Origin of the sequence: Stenotrophomonas sp. Sm2128, from assembly GCF_030985535.1 — a bacterium.
Taxonomy (GTDB): Bacteria; Pseudomonadota; Gammaproteobacteria; order Xanthomonadales; family Xanthomonadaceae; genus Stenotrophomonas; species Stenotrophomonas maltophilia.
Genome location: NZ_JAPTFQ010000008.1, coordinates 19848 through 32592, shown reverse-complemented (window position 1 = coordinate 32592; position 12745 = coordinate 19848). Strand labels below are relative to the sequence as shown.

The 12745-nt window shown below is 64.9% G+C and carries 12 protein-coding genes; 8 read left to right on the top strand and 4 right to left on the bottom strand.

What is annotated here, in order from left to right; all coding sequences use genetic code 11:
* Positions 1-84 precede the first annotated feature (84 nt).
* The 7 genes from O0K41_RS04110 to O0K41_RS04080 all read left to right on the top strand — a co-directional run bounded on the left by O0K41_RS04110 (position 85) and on the right by O0K41_RS04080 (position 6469).
* A complete protein-coding gene (locus O0K41_RS04110) occupies positions 85-2106 on the top strand; it encodes an alpha/beta fold hydrolase (protein ID WP_164222040.1) in 2022 nt (673 codons plus the stop codon).
* Between the two features lie 84 nt (positions 2107-2190).
* On the top strand, positions 2191-3063 hold the full coding sequence (hchA, locus tag O0K41_RS04105) for a glyoxalase III HchA (RefSeq protein WP_049449252.1): 873 nt from the start codon (positions 2191-2193) through the stop codon (positions 3061-3063).
* 5 nt (positions 3064-3068) lie between these two features.
* On the top strand, positions 3069-3773 hold the full coding sequence (locus tag O0K41_RS04100) for a PA1136 family autoinducer-binding transcriptional regulator (RefSeq protein ID WP_049449221.1): 705 nt from the start codon (positions 3069-3071) through the stop codon (positions 3771-3773).
* A gap of 87 nt (positions 3774-3860) precedes the next feature.
* Positions 3861-4094 (top strand): hypothetical protein, encoded by a 234-nt coding sequence (locus tag O0K41_RS04095; protein WP_006433851.1) that lies wholly within the window; start codon positions 3861-3863, stop codon positions 4092-4094.
* Between the two features lie 133 nt (positions 4095-4227).
* On the top strand, positions 4228-4470 hold the full coding sequence (locus O0K41_RS04090; protein WP_005409117.1) for a hypothetical protein: 243 nt from the start codon (positions 4228-4230) through the stop codon (positions 4468-4470).
* Between the two features lie 155 nt (positions 4471-4625).
* Positions 4626-5477 carry an endonuclease/exonuclease/phosphatase family protein gene (locus O0K41_RS04085; protein ID WP_088435612.1) on the top strand — a complete coding sequence of 284 codons (852 nt, stop codon included), beginning with the start codon at positions 4626-4628 and terminating at the stop codon, positions 5475-5477.
* 35 nt (positions 5478-5512) lie between these two features.
* Positions 5513-6469 (top strand): toll/interleukin-1 receptor domain-containing protein, encoded by a 957-nt coding sequence (locus tag O0K41_RS04080; protein WP_088435613.1) that lies wholly within the window; start codon positions 5513-5515, stop codon positions 6467-6469.
* Between the two features lie 50 nt (positions 6470-6519).
* Here the strand turns inward: O0K41_RS04080 and O0K41_RS04075 are convergent, their stop codons facing one another.
* Positions 6520-6783 carry a hypothetical protein gene (locus O0K41_RS04075; protein WP_049395953.1) on the bottom strand — a complete coding sequence of 88 codons (264 nt, stop codon included), beginning with the start codon at positions 6781-6783 and terminating at the stop codon, positions 6520-6522.
* 139 nt (positions 6784-6922) lie between these two features.
* On the opposite strand from O0K41_RS04075, the gene O0K41_RS04070 reads away from it, so the two are divergent.
* Positions 6923-7300, top strand: a complete 378-nt coding sequence (locus O0K41_RS04070) for a VOC family protein (RefSeq protein WP_005409114.1) — start codon at positions 6923-6925, stop codon at positions 7298-7300.
* 41 nt (positions 7301-7341) lie between these two features.
* Here the strand turns inward: O0K41_RS04070 and O0K41_RS04065 are convergent, their stop codons facing one another.
* From O0K41_RS04065 to O0K41_RS04055, 3 genes are all read right to left on the bottom strand, one after another.
* Positions 7342-8763, bottom strand: a complete 1422-nt coding sequence (locus O0K41_RS04065; RefSeq protein ID WP_005409113.1) for an efflux transporter outer membrane subunit — start codon at positions 8761-8763, stop codon at positions 7342-7344.
* Entirely contained in the window at positions 8757-9494 is a 738-nt protein-coding gene (locus O0K41_RS04060) for an SDR family oxidoreductase (RefSeq protein ID WP_005409112.1), read from the bottom strand. Before O0K41_RS04060 ends, O0K41_RS04065 begins: the two co-directional genes overlap by 7 nt.
* 64 nt (positions 9495-9558) lie before the next feature.
* Positions 9559-12729, bottom strand: coding sequence for a multidrug efflux RND transporter permease subunit (locus O0K41_RS04055; protein WP_005409111.1), 3171 nt, complete (start codon positions 12727-12729; stop codon positions 9559-9561).
* Positions 12730-12745 lie beyond the last annotated feature (16 nt).

The window sequence follows — 12745 nt, the reverse complement described above, 5'->3', positions numbered from 1 at the left end:
CCTTAGCCCCCCAAACCGACCGCCCGGTATCTTCCGCTTTGACATGCCGACCGCTAGAGTGGCGCCACCGCGCAGGAGGATCGTATGGCAACCACGGGCTTGGGCTTCATCGGCCGCACGACCATCATCATCACTGTGCTGCTCACCCTGGGCGGCTGCGCCACGTTGCGCCAGTTCGGGCCGTCGGTGCAGGTGGCCTCGGTCACGCCCGGCCAGTACATCGCGCTCAAGCGCGGTGACATCCTCACTTCCGGCAAGCTCAGCGCGGCGACCACGGAGACCTTGCGGGTGGCCGGCCTCGACGAAGGCGTCTGCGCCAAACCGGGCCTGCCCTGCATCGAGGCCATGGAAGGCAGCATCGTGGTGCGCGAGGAGGACAAGCGCTCCAGCCTGGCCGAGTTGTGGCTGCAGTATGCGATGACCCTGCCGGCGCCGAAGCGTGAGTACTCGGCATCCGGCCGCGCCAAGAGCGCGATCACCGAACTGGATGCCGATTTCCAACCGCGCCTGGATGCGTGGATGCAGGTCGCGCGCCAGGCCTATGCCTATCTTTTCTTCACCGAGCGCACCGCCAACCAGCGCGGCTTCGAAGATCGCCAGACCCAGGTGCGCGACTACTACAACCTGGCCGTGCAGGAAGCCTCGGTACAGCTGTACGACGCCTATGCCACGGGCCGCGTGCACGGCCAGGCCAGCCACTTCCAGCTGGGCCGCTGGACCTTCGTGCTGGCCCCTTCAGGCGAAGCATCACCGCTGGATACGCGTACCCCTACCGAACTGGTACCGGCGGCCTCGCTGTCGTTCACTGGCACGCTGCGCAGCGTGCATCGCCGCGATGGCTTCGGTGCCGAGCTGGTGGCGGTGATGAACGATCCGGCTGGCAGCACGGCCACCCCGCCTTCGGCAGCGACGCCCGCCGCGCAGGCAAGCACCTCGGCCGCGCAGAGCTGGAGCGAGATGCCCTCCCCTTCAATGACGGTGCTGCTGCGCTTCTCGGGAAAGAACCTGTGGGAAGTGCTGCACGACGACGAGCCGGAGCTGGAGATCCACGATCCCTACCAGGTCACGGAAGTCACCCTGCATGGCCAACAGGTTCCGCTGGCCGCGAACTTCACCGCCGGCTATGCGTTGTGGCTGGCCCGTTCCAACTTCAGCCACCAGTCGCTGCGCTCGCTGTTCGGTGGCAAGGGCGGCATCGACACGCCGCACCTGTACATGATGCAGCCCTACGATCCGAACCGTCGCGTGCTGCTGATGATCCATGGCCTGGCCAGCAGCCCGGAAGCATGGGTGAACGTCGCCAACGAACTGATGCGCGACGACGAGATCCGCCAGGACTTCCAGGTCTGGCAGTTCTACTACCCGACCAACATGCCCATCGCGATGAGCCACGATGCGATGCGTCATACACTGTCCGAAGTGCTCAAGCATTTCGACCCCAGCGGCAAGGCGCAGGCTTCGCATGACATGGTGCTGGTCGGGCACAGCATGGGTGGCGTGATCGCGCGGCTGATGATCTCCTCTTCCGGCGATCATCTGGTCGACACCCTGCTGGAGACTGCGCAGATGACGCCGGCACAGCGTGAACTGCTGCGTACCAAGGGCGCACCGGTGCTGTCTTTCCTGCCGGAACCGGAAGTATCGCGCGTGGTATTCATCGCCACGCCACACCGCGGCACCGACGTGGCGGGCACCCGCCTGGGCCGCTGGATCGGTCGCCTGGTGCGATTGCCGCTGACCGTGCTGGAAGACGTGGCCACCATTGCCAACGATGGTCAGATCGACCGCAATGACGGCAAGCACGGTTACCAGATGAACAGCATCCAGAATCTGGACAAGGACGATCCCTTCGTCCGCGCGGTGGCCGACCTGCCGATGTCGCCGAAGGTGCACTACCACTCGATCATCGCGCGCGCCAAGGCCGATGGGCCGCTGGAAAAAACCGACGACGGGCTGGTGCCCTACTGGAGCTCGCACCTGCCGCACGCGGATTCGGAGAAGGTAATCGTATCCGGGCACAGCGTGCAGGAAGCCACGCCGGCCATCGTCGAACTGCGGCGGATCCTGCATGAAGACATGCAGCAGCATTCGGCCACGGTGAAGTAGCTGCGCGCGGCTGAGGGAAAACCCTCATCGCACGTACGCATCAGCCCTTCTATGCTGGATCCCACCACCCCACTGGAGGTCCGCATGAACACGCAAGAGCCCAGCCGCCAGCCCAGCCCCGACCCGGCCGAGCGCGATGCCTTCTTCCCGTCGCCCTACTCGCTGTCGCAGTTCACATCGCCCAAGAGCAACCTGTCAGGTGCCGACTATCCGGACGCACGCCGCGATGGCCGCTGGAAGGTGCTGATGATCGCTGCGGACGAACGCTATCTGCCCACTGCCAACGGCCACCTGTTCTCCACCGGCAACCATCCGGTGGAAACCCTGCTGCCGATGTACCACCTGGACAAGGCCGGCTTCGACATCGATGTGGCCACGCTGTCCGGCAACGCCGCCAAGTTCGAGTGGTGGGCGTTCCCGCGTGAGGACACGGAGATCGGCGAACTGTACGAACGTTACGCGTCGCGTTTCCGCCAGCCACTGCCGTTGGATGAGGTGGTCGCCGGGCTTGCTGCGGATTCGGACTATGCCGCAGTGTTCATCCCCGGCGGCCATGGCGCCCTGATCGGACTGCCGCAGAGTCGCGCGGTAAAGGCAGCCCTGCACTGGGCGATGGCCGAGCAACGTCACATCATCACCCTTTGCCACGGCCCGGCCGCATTGCTGGCCGCAGGCGTGGACGAGGCCGATGGTGGTTCGCTGTTCCGCGGCTACCGCATCTGTGCCTTCCCCGATGCGATGGACCGGCAGACGCCGGAGATCGGCTACATGCCCGGGCAGCTGCCGTGGTTCTTCGGTGAGCGCCTGGCGCAGCAGGGCGTGCAGATCGTCAATGACGGCATCGATGGCAGCGTGCTGCAGGACCGCCTGCTGCTGACCGGCGACAGCCCGCTGGCCGGTAATGCGCTGGGCAAGCTGGCCGCGCGCACGCTGCTCGACGCCCTGGCCGGGCGCTGAACCGGATGACCGCGCTGGTGCAGGCATTGCTGGAAATGGAACGCGCCCGTTCGCTGAGCGCGGTGGGTGCGGTCCTGCGAGGCATCGCGGCACCACTCGGCTACGACCGCGTGCTGGTGTTCGCCACCGGCACCGGGCTGGAGCGCGGTACACAACGCGTGTACTGGATCGAGGGCGACTGGTTCGGCGATGGCAGCGATACCGACCTTGCGGGCTACCTCCACGCCTGCCCGGTCAATCGCCACGTGCTGGACAGCGACGCGCCGTTCTTCTGGAGCAAGCGCCAGGGCGTTCGCGGCGAACGCTACCAGATAGTGAAGCAGCCACGCGGCGAAGGCCTGCATGGTCTGCAGGTGCCGGTGTTCGGCACCACCGGCCTGGAGGGCGCGATCAGCGTTGCCGGTACGTCGATCGACGCGTCGGCCAGCGCGCGCCTGCAGCTGGCGGCTGCTGCAACCGCAGCATTCCGAGCCGCACGCCATCTGGTCGAATCGCCTGCCGAGCTTTCGGGAAGCGCGTTGAGCACGCGCGAGCGCGAAGTGCTGCGCTGGGTTGCCGCCGGGCGCCGTCAGGCTGAGATCGCGGCCACGCTTGGGCTTTCCACGCGCACGGTGGAGAACCATCTGCGCCACGCGCGCCAACGCCTGGGGGTGGCAACCACCGCGCAGGCGGTACGTGCTGCCAATCGACGCGGCGAGATCGAGGACTGATCGCGGCGAGGCACTTCCGGCGGTTTGGCTCGCGTGTTACACACGCCATGCGCATGTGCGCGATTGCAGAAAGCAAGGATGATGCTTATGAAACTGCAACTGGCCGCGATGGCCGCGTTGGTGGTGGCAACTGCAACCCTGGCTCCGGTGGCGGACGCCAACACAGGGGTCCCGAGAGAGAATGTTTCCTGTGTGCCAGTGAATGTGGACCGCAACCGCGTCCACCACCACTGCACGGAAACCTACACCGATGAATTCGGCAACGTCTACACCGCCGAATACTGGATTGACGAGTACGGCAACCCTTACCTGCGCGACTGAGCCAGGGGGGACTGCGCCGGACCGCCCGCCAGGCCGGCGCGCATGCAGCAGCTGCCGCTTGATCGCATGCGCTATCGGGGGTAGTTGCACGACACCGCGCAGATGCGCGATTGCAGACACAAGGATGATGCCCATGAAACTGCACCTGGCCTCGATGGCCGCACTGATGTTTGCCGTGGGAGCTCTCTCCACGCCGTCCCAGGCCACCGCCGGCGGTGGTGGCGGTGGTCCGGAGAACACGAACTGCGTCCGGGTCAAGATGGGGCCCTATTACCATCAACGTTGCGAAGTGACGTACTTCGACGAGGACGGCACTCCCTACATCCGGGTGTACTGGATTGACCAGAATGGCCAGTGGTACCTGCCTGCCGACTGAGCACCCATGACCTCCTGATCGCGCCCGCGCGATCCGCCGGGCGGCGCTTTCACCGCCCGCCCGGCACCTGCATCCGCCCATCCCGGCATACCGCTGCCCCCACCTTCCATGGCATGCTCCATGAAACCGTTTTCATGGAATGGAGGGATTCCACGATGTTGTCGCGTTTCCGTCGCCCCGCGCTGTGTGCGCTGCTGGCGCTTGCGCTGCCTGCCGTCGCCTGGGCTGCTGCACCGGCGCCACTCAAAGTGATGTCGTTCAACGTACGCACCCCGGCCGATACCGAACCGGGCAAGCGCTGGCCCGACCGCCGCGATGCCATGGTCAAGGTCATCCTCGATGCGCACCCGGCTGTGATTGGCACCCAGGAACTGGTGAAGGAGCAGGCCGACTACCTGTCCGGACACCTGCCCGGCTACCGCTGGTTCGGCGAAGGCCGCCGTGGTGGCAGCGGTGACGAACACATGGGCGTGTTCTACGACAGCAAGGTGCTGGCCATCGAGGAGTCCGGCAACTTCTGGTTGTCCGATACGCCCGACGTACCCGGCAGCATCACCTGGGGCAACCTGTACCCGCGCATGGTCACCTGGGCCCTGTTCCGCCGCCTGGACGATGGCCGTCGTTTCTATTTCATGAATACCCACCTGCCCTACCGCGACGAGGATGAACCGCGCCGGGTGAAGGGTGCCGAGCTGATCGGCAAGCGCGTGCAAGCCCTGCCGGCCGATCTGCCGGTGGTCCTGACGGGTGACTTCAACAGCGAGCCCGGTGGTGACACCTACAAGGCATTCACCCGCCTGCTGCAGGACACCCGTACTCAGGTGAAGGTTCCGCAGGGGCCACGCCTGACCTTCCACGATTTCACCGGCAAGGCCACCGTGCAGCTGGACTGGGTGCTGGTGCGTGGCTTCCATGCACGCAGCTTCCTGACCGATGACCGTCGCATCGACGGCGTGCTGCCGTCGGATCATTTCCCGCTGGTGGTCGAGCTGGACTGGCCTGAGTAGAATCCGGTCGAATCCAAAACAATCATACTGACTGAATGGACACACCTTGGCGCGAAGATGCATCTGTCTTCATTTCTTACGCTTGGGGCGGGCAATTTCATGCAAAGGAATGGATCCGTAGCGACATTGTCCGCAACTTGGATTGGAAGTATCGAGTCTTTTGGGACAGGGACAGCGTCGGTTTTGGTCAAAACATCGACAAGCTGATTGAACGCGCGTTTGCGGAACGCCCACTGATCGTTTTCTGCCTTTGTGACAGCGACTTTCTCTCGGCCATGTCGAGACCCGGCTCAGGATTGAATCGCGAACTGGCTATGCTGGAGAAGCACGTGGATCAGTCCGACGTGCGAATCGTCCCAGTCATCCTCGATGCTGAAGCCCGCACAGCACTCCCTCCTGTTCTACAAGGACGAGCATACCTGGATCTCACCGAACTGCATTCGGAAAGCATTCCATTGGGTGAATTTCTGCTCGCGGCAACCGATGGATCCACGCAAGCCCAGATTACACAGGGGGTACAGCAGCGTCTCGAGTATCACGCACTGAGCAAACGTGCACTTTGCTGGCTTCAGCACCACGGAGTGAGATTTACCGGCTCAGCGAGAACCCATGAAGTTCTCTACAACGGCAGGCTCCTTACGCCACCAGACTGGATGTACGAGAGCCCCGACTGGAACTACATGATTCACGATGACAACGAGGACTTCTGTCCGGCAAAGGGTCGCTGGCTCTGGGACCATAGCGGTCCTTCTCTCGCGATGCGGGCCCTGGGAACTGCTGTTGCTTCGGTGCTGTTCCTTGACCGTTCAAGGCCGGAGCTGCATGGAGCATTCAATTCAGCCGGCTCCGTTCTTGCTGAAGAATTTTTCTGCTACATCAAGTCCCATGAATCATTTCATGTTGATGGAGAAGAGATCATTAGAACGTTACTGAATAGTTCCGATGGCTACCGCGTGATGTCGCGTCTATTCCCACCTGCAGGCCAAGTGTAATTCTGGAAGTGTGGCCATTGCTTCGTTCAGGATCTCAATGCGGTGCAATCTCAATGCCGCGGCTGTCGCGACATCAGCCGGTACAGCGCCTGATGCTGGTTGCGTGCCTGGCAGATGCGGGCACCGACCGCCAGAAACACGGAGATGCCGATCAGGCCCAGCCCCAGCATCTGGTCCGGCAGGCGCATGAAGCCGATCGCAGCCGCCATGGTAGCCAACACCATCAGCACTACGACCGCTACCGACAGCCCTGCGCCAGGCGGTCCCGGATCACCAAACAGCATGCGCTGGGTATCACGTTTGTCGTCGCTCATCGCCATCCCTCCCGGAATCTGCCCCACTAGTTACACCGCAGGCCCCGGTTCTGGCAGAGTCAGAAACGTCATGACTGTGACAACGTCCACAGCAAGCGACGCGCTACCCTCCCTCCATTCCCGATCTGCGGAGGACGTCATGGCGCACCAGAGCCGTCTGGCCGGATTCATCATCGACTGCCAGGACACGCCCGCTGACGAAGGCGCACGCTTCTGGGCGGCCGCCCTCGGTCTGCAGGCGCAGCCATCGTATGGCGAAGATGGCGCCGAGTACGCCGACCTGCAGGGCGCACCCGCAGGCCTGAACGTGGAAGTGCAACGTGTCGCTCACCCCTCACGGGTGCACCTGGACATCGAGAGCGACGACATCGATGCCGAGGCAGATCGACTGGAAAAACTCGGCGCGCGCCGGATCGGCTTCGTCAAACGCTGGTGGGTGATGGAAGCACCCACCGGCCATCGCTTCTGCATCGTGCGCATGCGCGAGCGCGACACACCGGCCAATCACTGGCCCTGACAGAAGAAAGGGACGGAAGCCACTGCTTCCGTCCCCTGCGGTTACTGCACCTGCGCCACGCTCGGCGGCTGCGGTGATTGCCCCCAGCCACCCAGCGCCTTGTACACGCCCACCACGCTGACATTGACCTCGGACTCAGCCGCCGCCAACGCATCGTCGGCCGCCAGCTGCGTGCGCTGCGCATCCAGCAGGGTCAGGAAGTCTTCCGAGCCCTCGCGGTAGCGGATCTGCGCCAGCGACTCAGCCCGGCGTGCCGCCTGCGCCTGCTCGACCACGATCGCCAGCCGCGCCTGCTGCTTGGAATAGCGGGTCAGCGCGTTCTCGGTGTCTTCCAGCGCCAGCAGCACGGCCTGCTCATACTGCGCCGCCACGCCCTCGGCTTCAGCCTTGCTGGCACGCAGGCGTGCACGCACGGTGCCGAAGTCGAACGCGGCCCAGCTCAGCGACGGCGTCAGCGACCAGGCCTTGTTGTTGCCATTGACCAGGCCACTGGCGTCGCCGCCAAGGAAGCCGACGAAACCGGACAGTGACAGCCGCGGGAACAGGTCCGCAGTGGCCACGCCCACCCGCGCGGTGGCAGCGGCCAGGCGACGCTCGGCCACGCGCACGTCGGCGCGTTGGCGCAGCAGCTCGCGGGTATCGCCCAGCGGCAGCGCCTTGGCAAATGCCGGCACGTCGTGCGGCGCAAGCATGGCGGTCAGCGTTTCCGGACGCTGGCCCAGCAGAACCGCCAGGCGATTGCGCGACTGCGTTTCGGCCACTTCCAGCAGCGGAATATCGGCCTCGATCGCCTTCAGCCGGGCGCGACTGCTCTGCACGTCCAGCTCGCTGCCGGCGCCCAGCTCCCAGCGCGCCTCGGTCAGCTTCTGCGTATCGCGCAGGTTGACCAGGGTGTGCTGGGCCACCGCGATGCGCTTCTGCGTACCGCGCAGCTCGAAGTAGTTGCGTGCCACTTCGGCGGCGACCAGTACCTGCGCATCGGCCAGGTTGGCCTGCTCGGCGTCCAGGTCGGCGCGCGCGGCTTCTGCTGCACGGCGCTTGCGGCCGAACAGATCCAGCTCCCAGCCGGCATCGAAGCCGAGCTGGTAGCTTTCACTGAACACCCGCTGCCCACCCAGCTGCGGATCGGGTTGCTTGCGGCGGTCGTAGCTGCCGCCCGCGGTGATGTGCGGGGCCTGGTCGAAGCGGCTTTCGACGAACACCGCGCGGGCCTGGCTGACGCGGGCCACGGCCACGCGCAGGTCCAGGTTGTCCGACAGTGCGCCGTGCACCAGTTCTTCCAGCACCGGATCATCGAACTGCGCCCACCAGCTGGCCACCGGCGAGGTAGTGCTGAACACCGGCTGCTGCGCCCCCTGCAGCACCACCGGTTCCTGCACCGGCGCCTTGTAGTTCGGGCCGACGCTGACACAGCCCGCCAGCACCAGGCTGGAGACGGCCATCGCCAACGTGCGGATCACCATGGCAGCACCTCACCCAGGTAGGTGAAGCTGCCGCTGGCACCGGATTCACCGATGAGTGCCATTTCCACGCTGGAGCGTGCACCTTCGCTGATTTCGATCTCGCCGTTGCCACCGTTCATGTCGGTCTTGACGTAGCCCGGATGCACGGTATTAACCTTGATCGGCGTGTTGCGCAGTTCGTAGGCCAGGCTCAGGGTCCAGCTGTTCACCGCGGCCTTGGAGGCGTTGTACGCCGGAATCTTGAAGTCATAGATGCCCGAGGAGGGATCCGCGTGCAGGGTCTGCGATCCGAGCATGCTGGACACATTGACGATGCGGCCGGACTTGGCCTGCTTGACCAGCGGCAGGAATGCCTGGGTGACCGCCACCAGCGCATACACGTTGGTGTCGAAGGTGCGCTTCCAGGTCTCGAGCGATTGCTCCGACGGCGCCTGCGCGGGATTCTCGATCATGATGCCGGCATTGTTGACCAGGATGTCGAGGCGGCCATGGCGCTGGCGTACCTGCTCGACCGCTTCGGCGATGCTGGCCGCGTCGGTCACGTCCAGTTGCAGGGCTTCGACCGGCAGGCCTTCAGCCTGCAGCTTCAGCGCCAGCTCAACGGCGGTCTCACGCTTGCGACCGGCCAGCAGCGTGTGCACGCCCGCCTGGGCCAGCTGGCGCACGGTTTCCAGGCCGATGCCACGGGTGGCGCCGGTGACCAGCGCGATCTTGTTCTGATGGGTATTCATGGATGCATGCCTTGTGAGGGGGAAGCCGCCGCCGGCCATTGACCGGCGGCGACGGGGTTCCATGTCAGTGGTGGATGGTCGGCTCGCCGTGCTGCACCAGCTGGCCACCACCGTTGCGGGTGACGAACTTGCGCAGGGCCACGTAGAACACCGGGGTGAGGAACAGGCCGAACAGTGTCACGCCCAGCATGCCGGCGAACACGGTGATACCGGTCACCGAGCGCACCTCGGCACCTGCACCGTGCGACAGCACCAGCGGCACGGTGCCGGCGATGAATGCGATGGAGGTCATCACGATCGGGCGCAGGCGCAGGCGGCAGGCTTCCAGCGCAGCTTCAACGATTCCCTTGCCGCCCATCTCCAGTTCTCTGGCGAACTCGACGATCAGGATCGCGTTCTTGCACGCCAGGCCCATCAGCACTACCAGGCCGACCTGCACGAACACGTTGTTGTCACCGCCGGTCAGCCAGACGCCGAACAGCGCGGACAGCAGGGTCATCGGCACGATCAGGATCACCGCCAGCGGCAGCGACCAGCTCTCGTACAGCGCGGCCAGCACCAGGAAGGCCAGCATGATCGCCACCGGGAACACGATGAAGGCGGCTTTGCCCTGGGTCGCCTGCTGGTAGCTCAGGTCGGTCCATTCGGTGGTCATGCCCACCGGCAGCACCTTGCCGGCGATCTCGGTCAGCTTGGTCATCGCCTCGGCCGAGGACAGCAGGCGCGGGTCGGCTTCACCGGCCAGGTCCGCTGCCGGGTAACCATTGAAGCGCAGCACCGGGTCCGGGCCGAAGGTCTGCTTGATGGTGACCATCGAACCGATCGGCACCATCTCGCCGCGGTCGTTGCGGGTACGCAGCTTGCCGATGTCCTCGACCGTCTCGCGGAACGGACCGTCTGCCTGGGCGATCACCTGCCAGGTACGGCCGAACTGGTTGAAGTCGTTGACGTAGGCCGAACCCAGGTAGGTCTGCAGGGTGTCGAACAGTTCGGTGAGCTGCACGCCCTGTGCCTTGGCCTTGACGCGGTCGACCTCGGCATCCAGCTGCGGCACGTTGGCCTGGTAGCTGGAAATCGGGAAGGCCATGCCCGGCGTCTGCGCCACGGTGCCCTGCATCGCCTGCACCGCATTCTGCAGCGCGCCGTAGCCCAGGTTGCCGCGGTCCTCGATGAACATCTGGTAGCCGTTGCCGTTGCCCAGGCCGAGGATCGGCGGCGGCATCATCGCGAAGGCGAAGCCTTCCTGCAGGCCGGCGATCTTCTGGTTGATCTCGGCATTGATCTGCGCAGCGGTACGGCCATGACGCTCGGCGAAGGGCTTGAGCGGAATGAACGCCACACCGGTATTGGGCGTATTGGTGAACTGCAGCGCGTTCAGGCCCGGGAACGAGATGGTGTGGGCCACGCCATCGGTTTCCTGGGCGATCTTCGCCACCTTGCGCAGCATTTCATCGGTACGCGCGATCGACGAACCTTCCGGCAGCTTCACGCCGGCGATCAGGTACAGCTTGTCCTGGGTCGGGATGAAGCCCGGCGGCACCAGCTTGAAGATCACGCCGGTACCGACCAGCAGGATCGCGTAGACCACGAACACCGCGCCACGTCGGCCGAGGATGCGGGCCACGCCACGCTCGTACTTCTCCGAGCTGGACTTGAAGAAGCGGTTGAACGGGCGGAACACCCAGCCGAACAGGCGGTCGATCAGGCGGCTCGGGCCATCCTTCGGTGCGCCGTGGGCCTTCAGCAGGCGCGCGGCCAGGGCCGGCGACAGGGTCAGCGAGTTGATCGCCGAGATCACCGTGGAGATGGCGATGGTGACCGCGAACTGCTTGTAGAACTGGCCGGTGACACCGGACAGGAACGCCATCGGCACGAACACGGCACACAGCACCAGCGCGATCGCCACGATCGGGCCGGACACTTCGCGCATGGCCTGGTGGGCCGCGGCGGTGGGCGACAGACCTTCCTCGATGTTGCGCTCGACGTTCTCCACCACCACGATCGCGTCGTCGACCACGATGCCGATCGCCAGCACCAGGCCGAACAGGCTCAGCGTATTGATCGAGAAGCCCAGCAGGTACAGCGCGGCGAAGGTACCCACCACCGACACCGGCACCGCGATCAACGGGATGATCGAGGCACGCCAGGTCTGCAGGAACAGGATCACCACCAGCACCACCAGCGCGATCGCTTCCAGCAGCGTGGAGACCACGGCCTTGATCGAGTCGCGCACGAAGATGGTGGTGTCATACACCGCTTCGTACTTCACGTCGGCCGGCATGGTCTTCTGCATCTCGTCCATCGTCGAGATGACCTGGTCACGGATTTCCAGCGCGTTCGCACCCGGCGACTGGAAGATGCCGATACCGACCGCGTTCTTGCCGTCCAGCTGCGAGCGCAGGGTGTAGTCGCCCGCACCCAGTTCCAGGCGGGCCACGTCGGACAGGCGCACGATCTCGCCATCGGTGCCGCTCTTGAGCACGATGTCGCCGAATTCCTTTTCGGTCTTCAGCCGGCCCTGGGCATTGATCAGGGTCAGGAACTTGCTGTCCGGCAGCGGTTCGGCGCCGAGCTGGCCGGCCGACACCTGCACGTTCTGCTCGCGCATGGCGCGCACCACGTCGCTGGCGGTCAGGCCGCGCGAAGCCACCTTGTCCGGATCCAGCCAGGCGCGCATGGCGTAGTCGCCACCACCGAAGATCTGCGCATCACCGACGCCCGGAATGCGCGCCAGCGCATCCTTGACGTGCAGGCGGGCGTAGTTGCGCAGGTACAGGGTGTCGTACTTGCCTTGCGGGGAGGTCAGGTGCACCACCATCAGGAAGGTCGGCGACTGCTTCTGCGTGGTCACGCCCTGCCGGCGCACGTCCTCGGGCAGGCGCGCCTGCGCCTGCGCCACGCGGTTCTGCACCTTCACCGCCGCTGCGTCCGGGTCGGTGCCCGGGCGGAAGGTGACGGTCATCTGCAGCACGCCGTCGGAACCGGCGACCGACTTCAGGTACATCATGCCTTCGACGCCGTTGATGGCTTCTTCAAGCGGCGTGGCGACGGTCTCGGCAATGACCTTGGGGTTGGCGCCCGGATAGACCGTGCGCACGACCACCGACGGCGGCACCACTTCCGGGTACTCGCTGATCGGCAGGATTGGAATCGTGATCAGGCCTGCGGCGAAGATCACGATCGACAGCACCGCCGCGAAGATCGGCCTGTCGATGAAGAAACGGGAAAAGTCCATGGAGGAATTCCTGGGA

Excerpts from the sequence above, each read along its gene's own strand:
- O0K41_RS04090 (WP_005409117.1), top strand. The coding sequence starts at position 4,228 with ATGAAACTGCACCTGGCCTCGATGGCCGCACTGATGTTTGCCGTGGGA.
- hchA (WP_049449252.1), top strand. The coding sequence starts at position 2,191 with ATGAACACGCAAGAGCCCAGCCGCCAGCCCAGCCCCGACCCGGCCGAG.
- O0K41_RS04075 (WP_049395953.1), bottom strand. The coding sequence starts at position 6,783 with ATGAGCGACGACAAACGTGATACCCAGCGCATGCTGTTTGGTGATCCG.
- O0K41_RS04110 (WP_164222040.1), top strand. The coding sequence starts at position 85 with ATGGCAACCACGGGCTTGGGCTTCATCGGCCGCACGACCATCATCATC.
- O0K41_RS04085 (WP_088435612.1), top strand. The coding sequence starts at position 4,626 with ATGTTGTCGCGTTTCCGTCGCCCCGCGCTGTGTGCGCTGCTGGCGCTT.
- O0K41_RS04070 (WP_005409114.1), top strand. The coding sequence starts at position 6,923 with ATGGCGCACCAGAGCCGTCTGGCCGGATTCATCATCGACTGCCAGGAC.
- O0K41_RS04100 (WP_049449221.1), top strand. The coding sequence starts at position 3,069 with ATGACCGCGCTGGTGCAGGCATTGCTGGAAATGGAACGCGCCCGTTCG.
- O0K41_RS04065 (WP_005409113.1), bottom strand. The coding sequence starts at position 8,763 with ATGGTGATCCGCACGTTGGCGATGGCCGTCTCCAGCCTGGTGCTGGCG.
- O0K41_RS04060 (WP_005409112.1), bottom strand. The coding sequence starts at position 9,494 with ATGAATACCCATCAGAACAAGATCGCGCTGGTCACCGGCGCCACCCGT.
- O0K41_RS04095 (WP_006433851.1), top strand. The coding sequence starts at position 3,861 with ATGAAACTGCAACTGGCCGCGATGGCCGCGTTGGTGGTGGCAACTGCA.
- O0K41_RS04055 (WP_005409111.1), bottom strand. The coding sequence starts at position 12,729 with ATGGACTTTTCCCGTTTCTTCATCGACAGGCCGATCTTCGCGGCGGTG.
- O0K41_RS04080 (WP_088435613.1), top strand. The coding sequence starts at position 5,513 with ATGGACACACCTTGGCGCGAAGATGCATCTGTCTTCATTTCTTACGCT.